We start from the raw sequence: 20629 nt of genomic DNA, 5'->3' as shown, positions 1-20629 counted from the left end.
GCAGCGCGCAGAAAGAGGGGGCTGAGCGCCGCGGCTCCAAGCCTGCCTGCGCAGGCCTGCACGGGCGCGAAGAGCCGCAGCCTCTGGCAGCGGTGCCGAGGCGCGCAGCGCCTGCGGGGGATGTCTCAACATTCCTCGATCCAGGTGTTGCCGTCGCGCGCCACCAAAGCGCTGGCGGCACCCGGCCCCCAGGTGCCGGCGGCATACGGCCGCGGGCCTTCGCCGCGCGCGTCCTGCTCCTGCCAGGACTGCATGATGGGCTCGACCCAGCGCCACGCTGCCTCCTGCTCGTCGGCGCGCACGAACAAATTCAGCCGCCCGGCGATCACGTCCAGCAGCAGGCGCTCGTAGGCGCCCACGCGCTCGGCGCCAAAGCGCTGCTCGAAGTCCAGGTCCAGCTGCACGGGGGTCAGGCCCGGCGCTTCGGCCAGCGCGCGCGCGCCGCGCGTTTCGCTGGCGGCGGCAAACAGGTGCAGCGCCAGCCCGTCGCGCGGCTGCAGGTGGATGACCAGGCGGTTGGCGCCGCACACCAGCGGCGTCGGGTAGATGGCGTGCGGCGTGGGCCGCAGGTGGATGGCGATGTGCGCCTCGTGCGCGGCCAGGCGCTTGCCGGTGCGGATGTAGAAAGGCACGCCGGCCCAGCGCCAGTTGGCGATCTGCGCGCGCAGGGCAACGAAGGTCTCGGTGTGGCTGCTTTGCGCCACGCCGTCCTCTTCGCGGTAGCCGCGCACGCGCTGGCCGGCCAGCGAGCCGGCGGCGTACTGGCCGCGCACCACGTCCTGCGCCAGGCTGGCCTGCGTCCAGGCGTTCAGCGAGCGCAGCACTTTCAGCTTTTCGTCGCGGATGGCGTCGGCGTGCGCGTTGATGGGCGGCTCCATGGCGATGGCGCACAGCAGCTGCAGCGCGTGGTTCTGCACCATGTCGCGCAGCGCGCCGGTGCCGTCGTAGAAGGCGCCGCGCGCCTCCACACCGAGCTGCTCGGCAATCGTGATCTCGATGCTGGCAATCGTCTCGCGCCGCCACCAGGGCTCGAACAGCGCGTTGCCAAAGCGCAGCGCCAGCAGGTTCTGCACCGAGGGCTTGCCCAGGTAGTGGTCGATGCGAAAGATCTGCTCTTCGCCAAACACCCGGCGCACGGCGGCGTTGATGGCGCGGTTGGACTGCAGGTCGTGGCCCAGGGGTTTTTCCAGCACCACGCGGGTCTGGGGCGTGGCCAGGCCGGCGGCGCCCAGCTGCTCGCAGGCGGTGGTGAACAGCTGCGGCGCGGTGGCCAGGTACATGACCACCACGTCCGCGTTGCGCTCGGCCAGGCGGCTTTTGAGCTGCTGGTAGTCGTCCGGCTGGGTCAGGTCCATGCGCTGGTAGTGCAGCAACGGTGCAAAGCGCTCGAACTCCTCGCCCGTGGGCTGCTTGTCGCCCTCCACGCCTTCGAAGCGGCTGCGGATGAGGGCGCGGTATTGCGCATCCGTCAGGTCGTCGCGGGCCACGCCGATGATGCGCCCGCCCTGCGGCAGCGAGCCGTGGCGGTGGGCCTGCGCCAGCGCGGGCAGCAGCTTGCGCCAGGCCAGATCGCCCGTGCCGCCGAAGAGAACCAGGTCAAAGCTCATGGCGCGGAATGTTATCGAGTTTCATGCGCGGCCCTGGCCGACAGGGGCGCTGCTGCGGCGCGCATACACTGCTTGCGCTTTTGTCTGCGCCTGCCCGCCAGGCGACCTTGTTTGCGATAGAGGATTTGCCTTGATGAACCAGCTCCAAGCCCTCCGCCAGTACACCACCGTGGTTGCCGACACGGGCGACTTCCGCCAGCTGGCGCAGTTTCAGCCGCAGGATGCGACCACCAACCCCTCGCTGATCCTCAAGGCCGTGCAGAAGGCCGAGTACGCGCCGCTGCTGCAGCAGTGCGTGGCGGGCGGCGCAGGCCGGCACATCGACGAGCTGATGGACCGGCTCATCGTGCGCTTTGGCTGCGAGATCCTGCAGCTCATCCCCGGGCGCGTGTCCACCGAGGTCGATGCGCGCCTGTCGTTTGACACCGCGGCCACCGTGGCCCGCGCCGAGCGCATCGTGGCCCTGTACCAGGCCGAAGGCGTGGACATCTCGCGCGTGCTGATCAAGATCGCCGCCACCTGGGAAGGCATTGAGGCCGCGCGCATCCTGCAGGGGCGCGGCATCCGCACCAATCTGACGCTGCTGTTTTCCTTCGCCCAGGCCGTGGCCTGCGGGCAGGCGAAAGTGCAGCTCATCTCGCCCTTCGTCGGCCGCATCTACGACTGGTACAAAAGCCGAGCGGGCAGCAATTGGGACGAGGCCGCCATGGCCGGCGCCAGCGACCCCGGCGTGCAGAGCGTGCGCGCCATCTATCACCACTACAAGCATTTCGGCATCGCTACCGAGGTGATGGGCGCGAGCTTTCGCAACGTCGGCCAGATCATTGCCCTGGCTGGCTGCGACCTGCTGACGATTTCGCCCGAGCTGCTGGCCCAGCTGGCCGCCAGCGACGCACCGGTGCAGCGCGCGCTCGACCCGCAGGCTGCGCAATCGCTGCAGATGGAGCCCGTGCACTATGACGAGCCGGGCTTTCGCTACGCCCTCAACCAGGACGCCATGGCCACCGAGAAGCTGGCCGAAGGCATCCGCGCCTTTGCCGCCGACGCGGCCAAGCTCGAGCAGCTGATGCAGGCGCAGGCCGCGGCATGAGTGCGGCGGCTGCTCCCTACACCGACCCGCGCACGCGCTGCGATCGCACACCCGCCTGGGGGCTGCTGGCGCAGCGCTACCAGCACGCGGGCCGTGCGTTCGACCTGCGCGCCGCGTTCGCGCAGGACGGCGCGGCCCGCGTGGCGCACTTCAGCCAGCAGGCGCCTCACATCCATGCAGACCTGTCCAAGAACCTGATCGACGAGGCCACCGAGGCGCTGCTGCTGCAGCTGGCGCGCGAGTGCGGCGTGGAGGCGTACCGCGACGCCATGTTCGCCGGCCGCCCCATCAACCACACCGAGCAGCGCGCGGTGATGCACTGGTTGTTGCGAAATCCGGCTCCAGCGCCCGCTGCACAAGCGCCAGCAGCTACTAGCTTTGTAGCAGACGCCGCGCGCGAGGTGCACGCTTCGCTGCATGCCATGCTGGGCCTGGCCGAGCAGGTGCGACAGGATGCGGCCATCACCGACATCGTCAACATCGGCATCGGCGGCTCGGACCTGGGCCCGTCCATGGCCGCCAAGGCGCTGGATGACCTGCGTCCGGCAGGCAAACGCCTGCACTTCATCAGCAACGTCGATGGCATGGAGCTGGGCAGCCTGCTGCGCACCCTGCGGCCCGAAAGCACGCTGTTCCTGATCGCCTCCAAGACGTTCACCACGCTGGAGACCATGACCAACGCGCAGGCCGCCCGCGACTGGTTCATCGCCCAGGGCGGCACCGACGTGGCGCGGCACTTCTGGGCGCTGACCACCAACCGGTCGGCCGCCGCGCAGTTCGGCATCGAGACCACGCTGGGCTTTTGGGACTGGGTGGGCGGGCGCTACTCGCTGTGGTCGGCCATCGGGCTGCCGATTGCCATCGCCATCGGTGCGGGCAACTTCCGCCAGCTGCTGGCCGGCGCGCACGCCATGGACGAGCACTTTCGCACTGCGCCCCTGGCGCAGAACCTGCCCGTGCGTCTGGCGCTGCTGGACGTGTGGTACCGCAACTTCCACGGCTTTGCCACCCGCTGCGTGGCGCCCTACAGCCACGGCCTGCGCCGCCTGCCGGCGTATCTGCAGCAGCTGGAGATGGAGAGCAACGGCAAGGGCGTGGACGCCAGCGGCGCGCCGCTGCCCTACGCCACGGCGCCCGTGGTCTGGGGCGAACCAGGCACCAATGGCCAGCACGCGTTCTTCCAGATGATCCACCAGGGGCCGGACATCATTCCTGTGGAATTCATCGCCCTGCGCCGCCCCGGGCGCGACCTGCCCGCGCAGCACGCCCGCCTGGTGGCCAACGCCCTGGCGCAGGCCAAGGCCCTGATGCGCGGTCGCGAGTCGCCGGACAACCCGCACCGGGCTTTTTCGGGCAACCGGCCCAGCACCTTTCTGGTGCTGGAGCAACTGAGCCCCGAGGCGCTGGGCGCCCTGATCGCGCTGTACGAGCACCGGGTGTTCGTGGCCGGCGCGGTCTGGGGCATCAACAGCTTCGACCAATGGGGCGTGGAGCTGGGCAAGGTGCTGGCCCAGGGCCTGGAGCCGCGCCTGGCCAGCGGCGACGCGGCGGGGCTCGATGCCTCGACCGCCGCGCTGCTGCGCCAGTTGATCTGAAGGCCTGCGCAGCCACAGGCCAAAAAGGCCCCTGGCGCCTGGCCAGCCAGCGCCAGTAGCTACCAAAGCAGTAGCAAACAGCCATGAAAAAACCCCGCGGATCGCAAGACCCGCGGGGTTTTTCGTGCCCGGATGGGGCAGGGCGAGCGGCCCGCGCGGGCCGCCCATCACGGCATTACATGCCCATGCCGCCCATGCCGCCCATGCCGCCCATGTCGGGCATGCCGCCGCCGGCGGACTCTTCCTTCGGCGCCTCGGCGACCATGGCCTCGGTCGTCAGCAGCAGCGACGCGACGGACGCAGCGTTTTGCAGCGCGGTGCGGGTCACCTTGGTCGGGTCCAGGATGCCCATCTCCAGCATGTCGCCGTAGGTGTCGTTGGCGGCGTTGTAGCCAAAGTTGCCCTGGCCGTCGAGCACCTTGTTCACGACCACGGAAGGCTCGCCGCCGCCGTTGGCCACGATCTCGCGCAGGGGCGACTCGATGGCTTTGAGCACCAGCTTGATGCCGGCGTCCTGCTCGGGGTTGTCGCCCTTCAGGTCGCCCAGCGCCTGGCGTGCGCGCAGGAACGCCACGCCGCCGCCGGCCACAATGCCTTCTTCCACGGCAGCGCGTGTGGCGTGCAGCGCGTCTTCCACGCGAGCCTTCTTTTCCTTCATCTCGACCTCGGTGGCAGCGCCGACCTTGATCACCGCCACGCCGCCGGCCAGCTTGGCCACGCGCTCTTGCAGCTTCTCGCGGTCGTAGTCGCTGGTGGCTTCCTCGATCTGCACGCGGATCTGCTTGACGCGCGCCTGGATGTCGTCAGCGTTGCCGGCACCGTCGATGATGATGGTGTTTTCCTTGCCCACTTCGATGGTCTTGGCCTGGCCCAGGTCGGCCAGCGTCACCTTCTCCAGCGACAGGCCGACTTCCTCGGCGATCACCTTGCCGCCCGTCAGGATGGCGATGTCTTCCAGCATGGCCTTGCGGCGGTCGCCGAAGCCAGGCGCCTTGACGGCGACCACTTTCAGGATGCCGCGGATGGTGTTCACCACCAGGGTCGCCAGGGCTTCGCCCTCGACTTCCTCGGCGATGATCAGCAGCGGACGGCCGGCCTTGGCAACCTGCTCCAGCGTGGGCAGCAGGTCACGGATGTTGCTGATCTTCTTGTCGAACAGCAGCACGAAGGGGTTGTCCAGAAGGGCAGCCTGCTTCTCGGGGTTGTTGATGAAGTAGGGCGACAGGTAGCCGCGGTCGAACTGCATGCCTTCGACGACGTCCAGCTCGTTGTCCAGGCTCTTGCCGTCTTCGACGGTGATCACGCCTTCCTTGCCAACCTTGTCCATCGCGTCAGCAATGATCTTGCCCACCGACTCGTCGGCGTTGGCGGAGATCGAGCCGACCTGGGCGATTTCCTTGGAGGTGGTGGTGGCCTTGGATTGCTTCTTCAACTGCTCGACCAGGGCGATGACGGCCTTGTCGATGCCGCGCTTCAAGTCCATCGGGTTCAGGCCGGCGGCCACGTACTTGGTGCCTTCGCGCACGATGGCCTGGGCCAGCACCGTGGCGGTAGTGGTGCCGTCACCGGCGATGTCGTTGGTCTTGGAGGCCACTTCCTTCACGAGCTGCGCGCCCATGTTCTGCAGCTTGTCCTTGAGCTCGATTTCCTTGGCGACCGACACGCCGTCCTTGGTCACCGTGGGGGCGCCGAACGAGCGCTCGAGCACCACATTGCGGCCCTTGGGGCCGAGCGTCACCTTGACCGCGTTGGCCAGGATGTTCACGCCTTCAACCATGCGGGCGCGGGCCTCACCGCCGAAAACTACGTCTTTTGCTGCCATGTTTGGCTCCTCAAGAATTTGGATCAAATCGGCTGCAAACGCTTGACTGGCAAGCGCTGGCAGCTATGAAAATATGAATTCGATTAGTTGAGGACAGAGCAGCCGCTCGCTGCGCGAACGTCTGGTCTGTCCCGCAAATCACTTGGCTTCGACAACTGCGAACAGGTCGTCTTCCTTCATGACCAGCAGCTCGTCGCCATGGACCTTGACGGTCTGGCCGCTGTACTTGCCGAACAGCACGCGGTCGCCGACCTTCACGTTCAGGGCCGAGACTTCGCCCTTGTCGTTCTTCTTGCCGGGGCCCACGGCCAGCACTTCACCCTGATCGGGCTTCTCGGCAGCGTTGTCGGGAATCACGATGCCCGAAGCGGTGGTGGTTTCGCTTTCGATACGCTTGACGATCACGCGATCGTGCAGGGGGCGAAGATTCATGGCTCTCTCCTGTGAACAAAAAGGGTTGCGATGGTGGAAACACGGCGCCCGCTGTGGAGGGCGGGCGCTGGGGGTTGCGGCAGGCGAGGCTGCTAGCACTCGTCTGCTTCGAGTGCTAATGATAGGGGCATTTGTCTGGGTTTCAAGGAGGCAGGGCAGCAGCCGCCTCAGGCACTGCGTCTCGTACCTGCCTTCGCGCCTGGGGTGAAGTCGGTCCCAGCCCTTGCTGGTCAAGCGCTGGCAGCTATGGTTTTTGAATCGACCCGCGCCAGGAAGCCGTCCACCAGCGCATGGTGCTCCGGCACGTTCAGCGCCGGCGCATGCCCGCAGCCAGCCACTTCCACCACCTCCAGCAGCCCTCGCGCGCCGGGGCCGCGGGTGCGCATCTCGGCCACGGTCTCGGGCAGCACCAGGTCGGAGGATTCCCCGCGCAGCAGCAGCACCGGCAGCTGCAGCGCGTCGTAGTGCTGCCAGATCAGGTAGTCGTTCTCGTGCGCCGTGAACTGGCGCGCCATGGCCGGGTCGTAGTGCGGCGTCAGCCGGCCGTCGGGCAGGCGGCGGGCCGAGGTCTCCGTCAGGCGGCGCCACTGGTCGTCGCTCAGCCAGCCATAGGGCGCATAGACCTGGCGAAAGAACGCCTCCAGCCCGGCCATGGTGGCAAAGACCGGGGGCTGGCCGGCATAGGCGCGGATGCGCTGCAGCGCGGCATCGGCCAGGCGCGGGGCGTTGTCGTTGAGCAGCAGGCTGCGGATGCGCCCGGCCAGGGCACTCTCCTGCAGCCCGGCGGCGCAGACCGTGCCGATGGCCCCGCCCATGGAGGTGCCGATCCAGTGGGCGCGCTCGATCTGCAGCCGGTCGAACAGCTCGGCCGCCAAGCGCGCGTAGAAGGCCAGGGTGTACTCGGTGTCGGGCCGGCTGGCCCACTGGCTCAGGCCGCGGCCCAGGGTGTCCGGGCAGATGACCCGGTAGCGCCCGGACAGGTGGGCGGCCAAGTCATCCATGTCGCGCCCGGTGCGCGCCAGGCCGTGCCAGGCGATGACCACCGGCGCCTGCGGGTCGCCCCACTCCGTGTAATGGATCTCATAGCCGGCGCAGCTGGCGTAGCGGGATCGGGGTGCGGTCATGGGAGGAGGCTTTCAGGCGTGGGGGTATCAGCGCACGAGCCGCCCATTGCTGCCGATGACGGTGACTTCGACCATGCGCGAGCCGACACGGTTGCGCGGCGCGTAGCTGACGATCATGCCGCCCAGGTCGTACTCGCCGAGCGACTCCAGGCTCTTGAGCACCTTGGCGCGCGTGGGCTGCGGGCCGGCGCGGCGCAGGGCCTCGACCAGCACCTTGGCGCCCAGGAATTCCTCAAAGCTGGCGTAGCTCACCTCGGCGCCGGGCGCATAGGTTTTGAGCAGTTTCTGGTATTCGCGCACCACGGGCAGCATGGGGCGGTAGGGGTAGGGCACGACCTGGGTGATGCCCACGCCGTAGGCATTCTTGAGGCCGGCCAGCTGCACGATCTCGGCCGGGTCCACCACCGAGATGTTGTACAGCTGCGCGCCGCCGCCCAGCTCGCGGTAGCGCTTGATGAAGGCGGCCGCCGGGCGGTTGATGGCAATCATGATCACCGCCTGCGCGTCGGCCGCCTTGATGGCCTGCACGGCCGACTCGACCTGGTCAGTGTTGCGCTCGTAGGGCGCCTCGGCGATGGCCTTGAGCCCGCGCTTGGCCAGCGCCGCCTGCACGCCGCCTAGGCCGGCCTTGCCGAAGCCGTCGTCCTGGTACATCACGGCCACGCGCTCCACGCCGATGGTGGCCAGCTGCTGCACCATGTGCTCGGCCTCGTCGGCGTAGCCGGCTCGCACGTGGAAGATCCACGGATTGAACGGGCTGCGCAGCGACTCGCCGCCGGTGTAGGGCGCCACCAGCGCGGCGCCGCCCTGCTCCAGCACGCCATCCTGCAGCAGCTGGGTGATGTTGGCCGTGCCGGCGAAGCCGAACAGCGCCACCACCTCGGGCCGGGCCAGCAGCTCGCGCGTCAGGCGCACCGTCTCGGGCACCTTGTAGCCGTCGTCCACTACCTCCTGGCGGATGCTGGCACCGTGCACGCCGCCCTGGGCGTTGACCCAGTCGAAGTAGATCTTGCCGCCCAGTACCATCTGCTGGCCGGTGGAGGCCAGCACGCCTGACAGCGGCGCGACCTGACCTATCACCACCTCGGCCGCCAGGGCCGGCCGGCCCGTGGCGCCCAGGACGCACAACGACAGGGCTGCCAGCAGCCCCCTGGCGCGCCTGCTGATACGTAGCACTTGCATGTTGGCCTCAGCGGGGGATGGTGATGGACGAGCCGGCAAAGCCGATCTGCTCGCTCTTCGCGGGCGCCGCCATGAAGGGCGGCACGTTGCCTGCGGTGATGGCCGGTGCCTTGCCCGGCTCGCCTCCCCGCGGCGTGGTGCGCACCACCTGGCTGGCGGGCAGCGGCGCACCGTTTTTCAGGTGGGCCCACATCGCGTCCATGGCCTGGTTGAAGTAGGGGTGCAGCGGCACGAAGCGCGTGTCAAAGCCCCCGAACGGCAGGAAGGCGTCGAAGTGCTGGCCGTTCACGACCTCGATGTAGCGCAGTCGGGTCGATGCGCCTTCGATGCTGCGGTTGAGCGCCGTGTAGGCGCGTGCGTTGTTGTTCACCGGCACCAGCGCATCGCTGCGGCCGGCGACGATGATGGCCGGCTTGCCGCGCAGGTTGGCGCTGTGAAGCACCTCCTGGATGCCGGCGCGCACCTTGTCGCTGTCGGCCTTGGTGGGCATGCTGGATGCCGTGAGCGCAGCGCCCGTCGCCAGGTTCTTGCCGCTGACCAGCGCGTGCTGGCACAGCGCGTTGTCCAGCCCCATGTCGGCCACACCGGTGGAGGGCGACACGGCGAACTGCCAGGCCTTGGCCCCGCCCACCGAGTCGTTGTAGACCACCGTGGCTGGCGTGCCGTTGGCGGTGCCGTTGGCGATGGCAAAGCTCTGCGCCAGCGCTGCCGGCATGGCGGCGGCCACGTCGCCCGCCGGGGTGGCGGCCGCGAAACTGGTGGCGCACAGATTGGCGTCGGCGGCGAAGCGGCCGTAGGCCATGGAGTACATGGCCGACAGGATGGGGCCGTTGCCTAGAGCGTAGTGGGCGTTGTGCATGGTGTCGTGCTCGGCCGTCCAGCCGTAGGCGCGCAGCCGGGCCAGCGCGTCGGCCGCGCGCTCGGCGGTGGTGGCGCCGGCCACCAGGCCCTTGGCGGCCAGGCCGTCGCAGCGGGCCGTGGCGCGCGCCGTCATGGCCGTCAGGCCGATGTAGTTGTAGATCGACACCTCGGCCAGCGCCGCGCCGGCCGCCAGCGCCGCGCAGGGCTGGTAGATGTTGCCGTAGGTGGTGTACTCGGCCAGCGTCTTGCCGTAGCCGGCGACGGGCGCGCCGCCGAACTGGATGCCGTAGCCGCTGGTGGTGGGCATCTCGGTGACGGGCTCGGAGGCCACCACGCCGTCGATCAGGCCACCCTCGTCCTGCTCGGCCGCGCGCAGCGAGGCCGCGCCGCCGTTGGAGGCCGAGCCCGCGATCACCAGCGTGTTGCCCTTGGTGAACGGCACCGGGTTGGCGGCCGTGCCGTAGCGCGCGTTCAGCACGTACAGCGCATAGCGGCCCGCGGCCAGCGTGTCGCTGCCCCAATCCTTTTCAGGGTTTTGCTGCGAATGCGCGTGCTTGATGGCGATGCGGTTCGGGAAGGTCGCGTTGTAGGCGGCGCGCGCCGCGTCGCCCAGGGCGGTGAAGAAGCTCTGGCTGCCGGCCGCGCTGCGCGTGGCACGCGTGCCGTCGAGCTGGTTCACCGTGTCGTCGGCCAGGTTGTGCAGGCCCACGCCCTTGCCGGCGTCGGTCAGCGCCACGGCGCAGCCCTTCTTCAGGCCCCATTCGCCGGCCGTGCCGATGGCGCCATACACCCCGCGCGAGCCCGAGGAGGCGCCCAGCACGATGCAGGGGTTGGCGGCGCTGAAGCTGTCGGGCACCTGCACGGCGATCATGGTCTGCTTGCGGCCGGAGCCGGCGTCCAGCACCGCCACATATTCGCGGCCGGGGATCAGGCCCTCGCTGTTCGTCACCTGGCCATCAGCCGTGACGTTGGGGCCGTATAGCGTGCCGTAGCCACCGCCGGGCAGCGGGTCGAGGATGCCGCGGTAGTTGGAGTACAGCGCGTTGCGGCGCAGCTCGGCCGCCGTGGGGTGGGCCGGGTCGGCGTAGGCTGGCGCGGCGGCGGCGCCCAGGCCGGTCTTGCCGATGCCGCCCGTCAGCAGGTCTTGCGCGCCGGCCGTGCTGCCGCTGCCGGCGCTGGTGGCCGGATAGGCCGTGGCGCTGATCTCGCGCACACCGGCCGGCAGTTCGCTGGACGGCCCCGACGAGCCGCCGCCACAGGCGGCCAGGACGGCGGCGCCGGCGGCGGTCAATGCCCAGCGCACTGCGCTGCGAGGGTAAAGCTGGTTCTTTCGCATGCTTGTCTCCTGGTGGTAGTTGGTCTCAGCGTGAACGCAAGCGCCCCACCACGCCTGTGGGGAAGTAATAAACCGACAGCACGAACAGCAGGCCCAGCCACAGCAGCCAGCGGTCGGGCGAGAGCAAGGCGGCCAGCCAGGGCAGGCCGGCGGCGGCCTCGCTCCCCAGACGCAGCAGGTCCTGCAGATAGCTCTGGGCGACGAGGAACAGCACGGCGCCGATGGCCGCGCCGTACAGCGTGCCCATGCCGCCGATGACCACGATCAGCAGCACGTCCATCATGACTTCGAAGGACAGCGAGGTGTCCGGCCCGTTGTAGCGCAGCCAGATGGCGAGCATGCAGCCGGCCAGGGTGGCGAACAGCGCCGACAGCACCGACGACAGCGTGCGGTACACCACCACCCGGTAGCCGATGGCCTCGGCGCGGAATTCGTTTTCGCGGATCGCCTGTAGCACCCGGCCGAAGGGCGAGTTGACGATGCGCAGCAGCGCCAGCACCAGCGTCACCGCCAGCACGAACAGCAGGTAGTACGAGATCAGCCGTCCGTCGATGGACACGCCCAAAAACGGTTCCTCGAACGGCTCGAAGCTGGGCAACAGCACCTCCGGTACGCGAAACGTCAGGCCGTCCTCGCCGCCCGTCAGCCCCGACAGCTGCGAGGCCAGCGTCTGGAACGCCGCCGCCACGGCCAGCGTGATCATGGCGAAGAAGATGGCCCGCACCCGCAGCGAGAACAGCCCCACGGCCAGCGACAGCAGCAGCGACAGCAGCAGCGCCCCGCCCGTGCCCGTGGCCAGCGCGCCCCAGGTGGCGCCCATGCGCGTGGTGGCGATGGCGATGCCATAGGCGCCGATGCCGAAGAACATGGTGTGCGCGAAGCTGACGATGCCGGTGTAGCCCAGCAGCAGGTCGAAGCTGGCCACCAGCACCACGAAGACCAGCACCTTGGCCGCCACGTTCAATGCCTTGATGCCCGGGAACAGGAAGGGCGCCAGCAGCAGCCCCACGAAGATGGCCACCAGGATGGCGGCCAGCACGCGGCTGCGCGGGTAGTCCCCCGAGAGAAGGCGGTTCAGCATGCGGATTTGCCTTTCTTCTGTGCACCGGTGCGTCCTGCGCAGGGCCGCGGCGCCTGGCTTGGGCGCCACCTGCGCCAGTGGCCACCGTGCAAGGACCGCCCCGCCGCACGGGTGGCGTCCCCCTGGCAGGGGGAAGACGCGAAACGACTCGGGGGGTATCTCATCTGTTGGTGACTGGAAAGAGGCCCTGCGGCCGCCACAGCAGGATGGCCACCATCAGCGCGATGTTGGAAAACAGCGCCACTTTGGGCAGCAAAAAGCCCGTGTAGTTGGCCATCAGCCCCACCAGCAGTGCGCCAATCAGCGCGCCGGAGGTAGAGCCCAGGCCGCCGATGATGATGACGATGAAGATCAGGATGTTGACCTGCGCACCCATCTGCGGCACCACGCTTTGCTGGTACAGCCCCCACATCACCCCGCCCAGGCCGGCCAGCGCCGAGCCCACCACGAACACGCCCACGAACAGTCGCCGGATGCGGTAGCCCAGGCTCTCGACCATCTCGCGGTCCTGCACGCCGGCGCGGATGAGCAGGCCGACCTTGGTGCGTGCGAGCGTCCAGGCCAGCAGGGCGAACACCGCCAGGCCCACCACCACCGCGATCAGGCGGTATTTCTCGATGGCCGCGTCGCCCACCAGCAGCGAGCCGCGCATGCCCGCGGGCAGCGGCAGCGGGATCTGCTGCGGGCCCCAGATGACCTTGATCAGCTCCTCGCCGATGATCATCCCGCCCATGGTGATGAGGATCTGCTTGAGGTGCTGGCCGTACACCGGCCGCACGATGAAGCGCTCGAACGCCAGGCCCACGGCGCCGGCCACCAGCATCGCCACCACCATCGCCGGCAGCACCGCCACCAGGTTGCGCCACAGCTCGGCTGAAGCTGTCCAGTCGCCCATCGCGCCCAGCACACTGGTGGCCACGAAGGCGCCCAGGGCGATGAACACGCCGTGGCCGAAGTTCAGCACGTCCATCAGGCCGAACACCAGCGTCAGGCCCGAGGCGATGATGAAGATGATCATGCCCATGGCCAGGCCGGCCACGGTGAGCGTGAGCCAGGTCGAGGCCGAGCCGACGAAGGGCAGCACCAGCAGGGCCAGCAGCGGCACCAGCGCCAGGGGTTTCCAGTCGAGGTCGCGGGCGGTCATGCGCTCCCCTGCATGGCGGGTGGGTTTTGCTCATCCCCCAGGCGGGGGAGGGAGAAGGAAGGCGCGGTGGCGTGCCTCATAGCGACAGCCCCAGCAGCGACTGCTGCAGCGCCGCGTCCTGCGCCAGCGCGGCCATGCGGCCGGCGTGCACCACGCGGCCGTTGTCCATCACCGCCACGCCGTCGCCCAGGCGGCGCGCGAAGTCCAGGTTCTGCTCCACCAGCAGCAGCGTGGCGCCGCCGCGTTTCAGCTGCGCGAAGGCGTCGATCATGTTGTCGATGATGGCCGGCGCCAGGCCCTTGCTGGGCTCGTCCACGATGAGCAGGTCGCGCGGCTCGACGATGGCGCGGGCCACGGCCAGCATCTGCTTTTGCCCGCCCGAGAGCTTGCCCGCCGGGTGGCGCCAGAACTTCTCCACCGCCGGGAAAAGCTGGAAGATCCACTGCAGCCGCGCCTCGTCCATCTGCGCCGCGTGGCGCGCGCTGCGGGCGGCCAGCAGCAGGTTTTCCTGCACCGTCAGGTCCGCGAAGATGCCCATGTTCTCGGGCACGTAGGCGATGTTCAACCGGGCGATCTGCGGCGTGGCCAGCGGTGTGATGTCCTGCCCGGCAAAGCGCACGCTGCCCTGTGATGCCCGCCACAGGCCCATAATGGTGCGCAGCAGGGTCGTCTTGCCGGCGCCGTTGCGCCCCAGCAGCATGGTCAGCTCGCCGCGCGGCACGGCCAGATCGACGCCGTGCAGGATGTGGTACGCGCCGATGTGCGTGTGCACGCCGTTCAGGGTCAACAGGTCGTCGTTGCTGCTGCTCATGCCGCCTCCTGCGCGCGCCGGCCCAGGTAGGCCTCCTGCACCACGCTTGAGGCCATGACCTCGGCGGGTTCGCCGTCGGCCACCAGCTGGCCGTTGGTCAGCACCACGATGCGGTCGGCCAGTTCGCGCACCACGTCCATCTTGTGCTCGACCAGCAGGATGGTCTTGCTGCGGTCCTGCTTCAGGCGGCGGATCAGGTCGAGGATGACCGGCGCCTCGTCGTGGCTCATGCCGGCAGTGGGCTCGTCGAACATGTAGACCTGCGGCTCCAGCGCCATGAGCAGCGCCACCTCCAGCTTGCGCTGGTCGCCGTGCGGCAGGCTGGCGACGGGGCTGTCGGCGCGGCCCAGCAGGGCGACGGACTCCAGGATGGCCGCCGCGCGGTCGGCAAGCTGGCGGTGGTCGCTCCACACGCTCCACAGGTTCAACCCGCGCTGGTGCGCGCCGCGCTGCGTGGCCTGCACGGCCAGGCGCACGTTCTCCAGCACCGAGAGGGACGGAAACAGGTTGGTGAGCTGGAAGGCCCGCCCCAGCCCGGCGCGCGTGCGCGCCGACGCCGGCAGGCCCGTGAGCTCGCGCCCGCCCAGCAGCACCCGCCCGCTGCTGGCTTTCAGCTGGCCCGAGATCAGGTTGAAGTAAGTCGTCTTGCCGGCCCCGTTGGGCCCGACGATGGCGGTGAGCGTGCCCGGCTCGAACGAGCAGCTCACCCCGTCCACGGCCACGTGGCCGCCGAAGCGGATGGTCAGGTTCTCGGTGACGAGCATGAGCGAATTTGGCGTAAAAAATGGCTCCAGCGCTTGCCTGGCAAGCGCTGAAAGCTATCAATAAAGGAGCAAAGAGGCGGTGCCGGCTCAGCGCTTGTTGCGGATCGGCACCTGCATCTCATCAGGCTTGATCTCGCGCACCAGCTCGGGCACGCCCCAGGCGAAGGCCGGGTCGTCCTTGATGCGGAAGTGGTACATGCTCTGCAGGGCCTGGTGGTCTTCGCGCCTGAAGGTCATCTTGCCCTTCGGGGTCTCGAAGCTCATGCCCTCCATGGCCTTGATGAGCTTGTGGGTGCCGGTCTCGCCATTGGTGGCCTTGAGTGCCGTGACCAGCGCCATGGCGGCCGAGAAGCCGCCGGCGGTGAAGAAGTCCGGCGGCGTCTTGAACTGCTTGTAGTGCATGGCCACCAGGGCGTCGTTCACCGGGTTCTTCGGGATGCCGAAGTAGTAGTAGGTGGCGCCTTCCATGCCGGGGAAGTTCTTGTAGGAGGCCATGGCCGGCAGGATGTTGCCGCCGGTGAAGACCTCGATGCCGTAGCGCTTTTTCAGGTCCTGCGCCGCCAGCGCGTTGAACGGCGGGGTGCCGCCGGCCCAGATCACCTCGATGGCCTTGCGCCCGGGCTTGTCCTTGAGCGCGTCGACCACGCGCTGGATGCCGGCGGTGAAGTCGGTGGTGGTCTGCGGCAGGTATTCCTCGTGCACGATCTTCGCGTGCTTGAGCGCGTCCTTGAAGGCCTTCACGCCGTCGCGGCCGAAGGCGTAGTCCTGCGCCAGCGTGGCCACGGTCACGCCTTCCTTGTCCGTCGCCACGGCGTTGCTGATGGCATCCTGGCTGCTGTTGCGGCCGGTGCGGAAGATGTACTTGTTCCACTTGTCGCCGGTGATGGCGTCGGCCACGGCGGGCTCGACCAGCAGGATCTTCTTGTACTCCTCGGCCACCGGCAGCATGGCCAGCGCCACGCCCGAGGACGTGGGGCCGACGGCGATGTCGGCCTTGTCGTCGGAATAGGCCGCGGCCAGCAGGCTCTTGCCCAGGTCGGGCTTGCCCTGGTCGTCGCGCTCGATGACCACCAGCTTCTTGCCGGCCACTGCCATGGTGCCGCCGGTGGCGTAGTTCAGCCCCATCATCAGCCCGGCCTGGGTCTGCTTGCCGTAGGCCTCCAGCGGGCCGGTCTTGCTGTAGACGTGGGCGATGCGGATCTCGGACTGCGCGAAGGCGGGGGCGGACAGCGTGGCGCTGGCCAGGGCGGCCAGGGCCACCAGGGTGCGGCGTTGCATGGCGGGGTGTCTCCTGTAGTGATGCCCGGATAGTGCACAAGCCGTGCCAAAGCGCAAGTTATTGATCCGTCACGATATTTCCCGCATCCCTGATCGCCGTGGCTGGAATTCAGACAATTTGCATGTCTGAAAATCAGGCAACTGTCTGGTCAGCGATCAGGGTTTTCCAGCCGTTCGTAGAGCTTGGCGCGCGAGATGCCCAGGGTGCGCGCGCTGGCCAGCTTGTTGCCGCCGTGGGTGCGCAGCGCGGTGGCGATGGCGCGTCGCTCCAGCTCGGCCACCTGCACGGCCAGGGGGCGCAGCCACTGCTCGTCGCCGGTGTCGGTGCGGGCCTCCAGGGGCTCCAGCGGGGCGGCGGGCTCCACGCCGGCCTCGCGCAGCACGCGCGCCAGCTGCTCGGCGTCCAGGCTCTGGCTGTCGCTGCGCATGGCCGCCTGCTCCAGCACGTTGCGCAGCTCGCGGATGTTGCCGCGCCAGGGCTGGCCGGCCAGCAGCGCCAGGGCGCCAGGCAGCAGCTCGGGCGGGGCGTCGCCGCCCCGCAGGGCCAGGTCTTCGCACAGCGCCTCCACCAGCGCCGGGATGTCGCTGCGCCGCTCGCGCAGCGGCGGCACGCGGATGGGCAGCACGTGCAGGCGATAGAACAGGTCTTCGCGAAAGCGCCCCTCGCGCACCAGCGCGGCCAGGTCGCGCGAGGTGGCGGCCAGCACGCGTACGTCGAACGGCACCAGGCGGTTGCTGCCCAGCGGCTCGGCCTCGCCCTCCTGCAGCGCGCGCAGCAGCTTGGCCTGCAGGCTGGCGGGCATGTCGCCGATCTCGTCCAGAAACAGCGTCCCGCCGTCGGCCAGCTTGAACTTGCCGTCGCGCCCGCGCCGGTCGGCCCCCGTGTAGGCGCCCGGGGCCACGCCGAAGAACTCGGCCTCCAGCAGCGTGTCGGGGATGGCGGCGATGTTGACGCTGACGAAGGGCCCGCCAGCGCGGCTGGACGCGGCGTGGATGGCGTGCGCCAGCAGCTCCTTGCCGGTGCCGGTCTCGCCCAGCAGCAGCACTGGGCTGCTTGATTGTGCGGCGCGGCGCGCCTGGCGCTTGACCTCCGCGGCTGCGGGGCTGGAGCCGATGAAGCTGGCAAAGGTGTACTTGGCCCGGCGCTCGCCCGTGGCCGGCGCCGCCAGGCTGCGGTTGCGCTGCGCGGCCAGCTCGCGCCGGGCGTCATCCAGGTCGCGCTGCATCTGTGCGAACTTGCTGATGAGCGGGCGCAGCGTGGTCTCCGGATGGTCGAAGAACACGATGCCGATGGCGCCGATGACGCTGCCGGCCTCGTCGCGCAGCGGGATGCGGCTGACCACGAAGGTGCCGGCGCGGTTGGTGAGCAGGTCGATCAGCTCGGGCTGGCCGGTCTCCAGCACGCGGCGCATCTGCGTGCCGGGGATGGCCTCCTCGACCATGTGGCCGACGAAGTCCTGCACCGAGCCCAGGCCCAGGGCGGGCAAAAAGCGCTGGTAGCTGTCATTGACCCAGACGATGCGCCCCGAGCGGTCGATGAGGAACATGCCCTCGCTGATGCTGGAAAACAGCTCGAACATCGAGCGCGCCGCCAGCGCGTGGATGCCCTCGGCATCCAGCGGCAGCTTGGCGGTGGGCAGGGAGGCTATCGGCGGCATCGGACGATGGTAGCGCTGCGCCCGCGCCGCTTCAGCCGCGCTGCGTCAGACCCAGGAAGTGATCCAGGATGTGGAAGTGGTCGTCGTGGAACTGTGCCTCCATGCCCGCCAGTTGCGCCACGGGCACCCAGTGCGCCTCGCTGGCGTCGTCGGCCGCCTGCACGGCGGGCAGCGGGCCGGCATCGCCCAGGTCGAAATAATGCACATGGCTGATGACGCGCCCGCGCTGGCTGCGGTCGGGGTGGTCGAACACGGCCACGTCGCGCAGCGCCTCGTGCAGGCGCGCTTCGGGCAGGGCGCATTGCGTCTCCTCGGCCAGCTCGCGCAGGCATGAGCGCCACAGCGTCTCGCGCGGCTCGATAAAGCCGCCGGGCAGCGCCATCAGCCCGCGCCCGGGCGCCTGGGCGCGGCGGATCAGCAGCACCCGCCCCTGGCAGCGCACGAGCGCATCCACCGTCACGAACACCGGCGTGTAGGGCGCGCAGGCCCAGGCGGCGCGGTATTGGCGCAGCATGCGCCACTCCTGCTGCAGTTCGGCGTATTCGGGCGTGGCCGCCACGGCGCGCAGCAGCGCCAGGGTGGGGGCCGGGATTTGTGCGGCCAGCGGCGCCAGGGCAGCGTCCAGCGCCCCGGCGGCTGCACCCAGCCAGGCGTCGCGGATGCGCGTGGCGTCCATGTCGCCCTGGCGCGGCAGATCGACCAGTTCCCAGTCGGGGAACCAGGCCAGGTAGCTGCTGCTCGCGTCCTTGAAATGCCCGACCAGGGCGATGCGCGCGTCGGTGTTCGCATGCGGCGCCACGGCCGCGCGCACGGCGGCGACCCAGCGCGCCTGGTCGTAGTAGTCGCGCACGGGCAGCACGGCCACGCGCGCCGCGTCGTCCGCGGGCAGGGCGCCGTGCAGCATGGCTTGGCGCTCTTGCCAGGTGAAGGGGTTCTTGGGGCTGCGCGCCTGGTGCGCCGAGCCGGCAATGACGATGACCCGCCGCGCGCGCGCCAGCGCCGCGTGCAGCAGCGCCAAGTGCCCCGCGTGCACGGGCTGGAAGCGGCCGATCAGGATGGCGATGTCGTGCATGGGTGTTTTGCTAGCAAAAAGTGAGCTGCCAGCGCTTGTGTACCAAGCGCCGGAGGGCGTTTTGACCAAAAACCGGGGCTTCAGCCGTGGTGCGCGGCAATCGGCATCTGCCAGCCGGCGCTGAATGCGCGCGGGCGCAGGCGCAGGCTGGGCGGCACCTGGTGGCGCTTGTATTCGCTGCGCGCCATGAGGGTGCGCACGCGCTGCACCAGCGCGCGGCCCGCGTCGCTGGTCTGCTGCTGCTCGACGAAGGCGCGCGCGGCCTGGTACTGCGCGGGCAGCAGCGGGCCTTCGATCAGGTACTTCAGCACCTCGTCCAGCACGGGGTAGGGCGGCAGGCTGTCGTCGTCGCGCTGGCCCGGGGCCAGCTCGGCCGAAGGCGGCTTGTCGATGATGGCCACGGGCACCAGCTCGCGCCCGGCCTGCGCGTTCACATGCCGCGCCAGCTCGAACACTTCGGTCTTGTACAGGTCGCCCACCAGCCCCAGGCCGCCGTTGGTGTCGCCATACAGCGTGCAGTAGCCCACCGCACTTTCGGACTTGTTGCCGGTGTTCAGCAGCAGGTGGCCGAAGGTGTTGGAGTACTCCATCAGCGTCACGCCGCGGATGCGCGCCTGCACGTTCTCCAGCGCCAGCCCGGCCAGGGGCTGGCCGAAGCTGGCCTCAAACTGGCGCGCGTAGGCAGCCACCAGGTCGGCAATGGGGTGGGTCAGCAGCGCGATGCCGAGGTTGCGGCACAGCGCGACGGAGTCATCCACCGAGCCGGCCGTGGAAAAGCGCGAGGGCATGGTGATGCCGACGACATTGCCCGCGCCCAGCGCCTCGGTGGCCAGCGCCAGGGTCAGGGCGCTGTCCAGCCCGCCCGAGCTGCCCACGACGATTTTGGTAAAGCCGCAGCGGCGCGCGTAGTCGCGCAGGCCCAGGAGGATCTGGCGGCGATAGAACTCCATCGTCGGCAGGCCCTCCGCCGGCACGGGCTCCAGGGGTTCGTCCTGGCCGGAGCGCAACTGGCCGTCATCGCCCAGCACCAGCAGCGGCGCGTCTTCCTCGAAGCGCCTGGCCTCGAACACCACGCCAGCGCCGGGCAGCGCGGCGAGCGAGCCGCCGTCATACACCAGCGCGTCGTGCCCGCCCACCTGCGCGCAGCTGAGCAGCGGCGCGCCGCAGCGCTGCGCCGCGCGGGCCAGTGCAGCGTGGCGCCCGGTGCGCCGGCCCAGGTAGCTGCTGTGCGCGTCGATGTGCACGATGAGGCCGGGGGCGGCGCCGGCCAGCCCGTCCAGCGGGCCCTCGCCGTCCGCGAACGCTTCGGGGCCGATCAGGAAGGCCACGCGCGCGCCGTTCACCTCCAGCTGCCGCGGGCCGGCCGCACCAGGCGCGAAGTGCCGGCGCTCGTCGAAGTCGCCGCGCGCGGGCAGCACCTGCCGGTGGCACGCGAGAAGCACCTCGCCGCCTTGCAGCACCAGCAGGCTGTCGTGCAACGTGCTGCCGCCGCCCGCACCGCGCGTGGGCGTGCCCAGCACCCAGTGCAGCCGGGGCAGCGCGGCGCTGGCCTGGCGCAGTTGCGCGATGGCCGTATCCAGCCGGTCCATGAAGCTGGGCTCGGTCAGCAGGTCGGCCGGGTAGTAACCGGTGGTGGCCATCTGCGGGAACACGACCACGTCGGCGCCCTGCGCCGCGGCCTGCTGCGCGGCAGCGGCCATGCGCTGCGTGTTGCCTTCGATGTCGCCCAGGGTCGGGTTCAGCTGGGCCAGGGTGATGCGGAGCATGGTGGG

At 69.5% G+C, this 20629-nt stretch carries 16 protein-coding genes; 2 read left to right on the top strand and 14 right to left on the bottom strand.

What is annotated here, in order from left to right; all coding sequences use genetic code 11:
- Window positions 1-125 precede the first annotated feature (125 nt).
- Entirely contained in the window at window positions 126-1607 is a 1482-nt protein-coding gene (zwf, locus tag C7H73_RS14440) for a glucose-6-phosphate dehydrogenase (protein ID WP_106847295.1), read from the bottom strand.
- A 133-nt stretch (window positions 1608-1740) separates the two neighbouring features.
- Here zwf and tal point away from each other — a divergent pair, with 133 nt between their 5' ends.
- Together tal and pgi are read left to right on the top strand one after the other, a co-directional pair.
- Window positions 1741-2697: a transaldolase gene (tal, locus tag C7H73_RS14435; RefSeq protein ID WP_106847294.1), complete on the top strand. Its 957-nt coding sequence runs from the start codon at window positions 1741-1743 to the stop codon at window positions 2695-2697.
- Window positions 2694-4292 carry a glucose-6-phosphate isomerase gene (gene pgi, locus C7H73_RS14430; protein WP_106847293.1) on the top strand — a complete coding sequence of 533 codons (1599 nt, stop codon included), beginning with the start codon at window positions 2694-2696 and terminating at the stop codon, window positions 4290-4292. Before tal ends, pgi begins: the two co-directional genes overlap by 4 nt.
- Window positions 4293-4467: 175 nt before the next feature.
- Here the strand turns inward: pgi and groL are convergent, their stop codons facing one another.
- The 13 genes from groL to C7H73_RS14365 all read right to left on the bottom strand — a co-directional run bounded on the left by groL (window position 4468) and on the right by C7H73_RS14365 (window position 20623).
- The gene (gene groL, locus C7H73_RS14425) at window positions 4468-6114 is read right to left on the bottom strand and encodes a chaperonin GroEL (protein WP_106847292.1); all 1647 of its coding nucleotides are present in this window, start codon (window positions 6112-6114) and stop codon (window positions 4468-4470) included.
- Between the two features lie 138 nt (window positions 6115-6252).
- A complete protein-coding gene (locus C7H73_RS14420; RefSeq protein ID WP_106847291.1) occupies window positions 6253-6546 on the bottom strand; it encodes a co-chaperone GroES in 294 nt (97 codons plus the stop codon).
- 230 nt (window positions 6547-6776) lie between these two features.
- The gene (locus C7H73_RS14415) at window positions 6777-7670 is read right to left on the bottom strand and encodes an alpha/beta fold hydrolase (protein WP_106847290.1); all 894 of its coding nucleotides are present in this window, start codon (window positions 7668-7670) and stop codon (window positions 6777-6779) included.
- Between the two features lie 27 nt (window positions 7671-7697).
- Window positions 7698-8852: an ABC transporter substrate-binding protein gene (locus C7H73_RS14410; RefSeq protein WP_106847289.1), complete on the bottom strand. Its 1155-nt coding sequence runs from the start codon at window positions 8850-8852 to the stop codon at window positions 7698-7700.
- A 7-nt stretch (window positions 8853-8859) separates the two neighbouring features.
- Window positions 8860-11049 (bottom strand): 3-hydroxybutyrate oligomer hydrolase family protein, encoded by a 2190-nt coding sequence (locus tag C7H73_RS14405; protein ID WP_106847288.1) that lies wholly within the window; start codon window positions 11047-11049, stop codon window positions 8860-8862.
- Window positions 11050-11074: 25 nt separating this feature from the next.
- Window positions 11075-12130, bottom strand: coding sequence for a branched-chain amino acid ABC transporter permease (locus C7H73_RS14400; RefSeq protein ID WP_106847287.1), 1056 nt, complete (start codon window positions 12128-12130; stop codon window positions 11075-11077).
- A gap of 160 nt (window positions 12131-12290) precedes the next feature.
- Window positions 12291-13274: a branched-chain amino acid ABC transporter permease gene (locus tag C7H73_RS14395; RefSeq protein WP_106847286.1), complete on the bottom strand. Its 984-nt coding sequence runs from the start codon at window positions 13272-13274 to the stop codon at window positions 12291-12293.
- 76 nt (window positions 13275-13350) lie between these two features.
- Window positions 13351-14085: an ABC transporter ATP-binding protein gene (locus C7H73_RS14390; protein ID WP_106847285.1), complete on the bottom strand. Its 735-nt coding sequence runs from the start codon at window positions 14083-14085 to the stop codon at window positions 13351-13353.
- Entirely contained in the window at window positions 14082-14849 is a 768-nt protein-coding gene (locus tag C7H73_RS14385) for an ABC transporter ATP-binding protein (protein ID WP_106847284.1), read from the bottom strand. Before C7H73_RS14385 ends, C7H73_RS14390 begins: the two co-directional genes overlap by 4 nt.
- Before the next feature lie 87 nt (window positions 14850-14936).
- Window positions 14937-16127, bottom strand: a complete 1191-nt coding sequence (locus C7H73_RS14380; RefSeq protein ID WP_106847283.1) for a substrate-binding domain-containing protein — start codon at window positions 16125-16127, stop codon at window positions 14937-14939.
- A gap of 149 nt (window positions 16128-16276) precedes the next feature.
- Window positions 16277-17785 carry a sigma-54 interaction domain-containing protein gene (locus tag C7H73_RS14375; RefSeq protein WP_106847282.1) on the bottom strand — a complete coding sequence of 503 codons (1509 nt, stop codon included), beginning with the start codon at window positions 17783-17785 and terminating at the stop codon, window positions 16277-16279.
- A 31-nt stretch (window positions 17786-17816) separates the two neighbouring features.
- Window positions 17817-18857, bottom strand: a complete 1041-nt coding sequence (locus C7H73_RS14370) for an NUDIX domain-containing protein (protein ID WP_106847281.1) — start codon at window positions 18855-18857, stop codon at window positions 17817-17819.
- A gap of 80 nt (window positions 18858-18937) precedes the next feature.
- On the bottom strand, window positions 18938-20623 hold the full coding sequence (locus C7H73_RS14365; RefSeq protein WP_106847280.1) for an NAD+ synthase: 1686 nt from the start codon (window positions 20621-20623) through the stop codon (window positions 18938-18940).
- Between the last annotated feature and the right edge of the window lie 6 nt (window positions 20624-20629).

It is taken from the genome of Pulveribacter suum, from assembly GCF_003013695.1.
GTDB classification, from domain to species: domain Bacteria; phylum Pseudomonadota; class Gammaproteobacteria; order Burkholderiales; family Burkholderiaceae_C; genus Melaminivora; species Melaminivora suum.
Note: the sequence above shows the minus strand (reverse complement) of the source record. Positions and strands in the feature narration are given on the sequence as shown.

Excerpts from the sequence above, each read along its gene's own strand:
- zwf (WP_106847295.1), bottom strand. The coding sequence starts at position 1,607 with ATGAGCTTTGACCTGGTTCTCTTCGGCGGCACGGGCGATCTGGCCTGG.
- tal (WP_106847294.1), top strand. The coding sequence starts at position 1,741 with ATGAACCAGCTCCAAGCCCTCCGCCAGTACACCACCGTGGTTGCCGAC.
- pgi (WP_106847293.1), top strand. The coding sequence starts at position 2,694 with ATGAGTGCGGCGGCTGCTCCCTACACCGACCCGCGCACGCGCTGCGAT.
- groL (WP_106847292.1), bottom strand. The coding sequence starts at position 6,114 with ATGGCAGCAAAAGACGTAGTTTTCGGCGGTGAGGCCCGCGCCCGCATG.
- C7H73_RS14420 (WP_106847291.1), bottom strand. The coding sequence starts at position 6,546 with ATGAATCTTCGCCCCCTGCACGATCGCGTGATCGTCAAGCGTATCGAA.
- C7H73_RS14415 (WP_106847290.1), bottom strand. The coding sequence starts at position 7,670 with ATGACCGCACCCCGATCCCGCTACGCCAGCTGCGCCGGCTATGAGATC.
- C7H73_RS14410 (WP_106847289.1), bottom strand. The coding sequence starts at position 8,852 with ATGCAAGTGCTACGTATCAGCAGGCGCGCCAGGGGGCTGCTGGCAGCC.
- C7H73_RS14405 (WP_106847288.1), bottom strand. The coding sequence starts at position 11,049 with ATGCGAAAGAACCAGCTTTACCCTCGCAGCGCAGTGCGCTGGGCATTG.
- C7H73_RS14400 (WP_106847287.1), bottom strand. The coding sequence starts at position 12,130 with ATGCTGAACCGCCTTCTCTCGGGGGACTACCCGCGCAGCCGCGTGCTG.
- C7H73_RS14395 (WP_106847286.1), bottom strand. The coding sequence starts at position 13,274 with ATGACCGCCCGCGACCTCGACTGGAAACCCCTGGCGCTGGTGCCGCTG.
- C7H73_RS14390 (WP_106847285.1), bottom strand. The coding sequence starts at position 14,085 with ATGAGCAGCAGCAACGACGACCTGTTGACCCTGAACGGCGTGCACACG.
- C7H73_RS14385 (WP_106847284.1), bottom strand. The coding sequence starts at position 14,849 with ATGCTCGTCACCGAGAACCTGACCATCCGCTTCGGCGGCCACGTGGCC.
- C7H73_RS14380 (WP_106847283.1), bottom strand. The coding sequence starts at position 16,127 with ATGCAACGCCGCACCCTGGTGGCCCTGGCCGCCCTGGCCAGCGCCACG.
- C7H73_RS14375 (WP_106847282.1), bottom strand. The coding sequence starts at position 17,785 with ATGCCGCCGATAGCCTCCCTGCCCACCGCCAAGCTGCCGCTGGATGCC.
- C7H73_RS14370 (WP_106847281.1), bottom strand. The coding sequence starts at position 18,857 with ATGCACGACATCGCCATCCTGATCGGCCGCTTCCAGCCCGTGCACGCG.
- C7H73_RS14365 (WP_106847280.1), bottom strand. The coding sequence starts at position 20,623 with ATGCTCCGCATCACCCTGGCCCAGCTGAACCCGACCCTGGGCGACATC.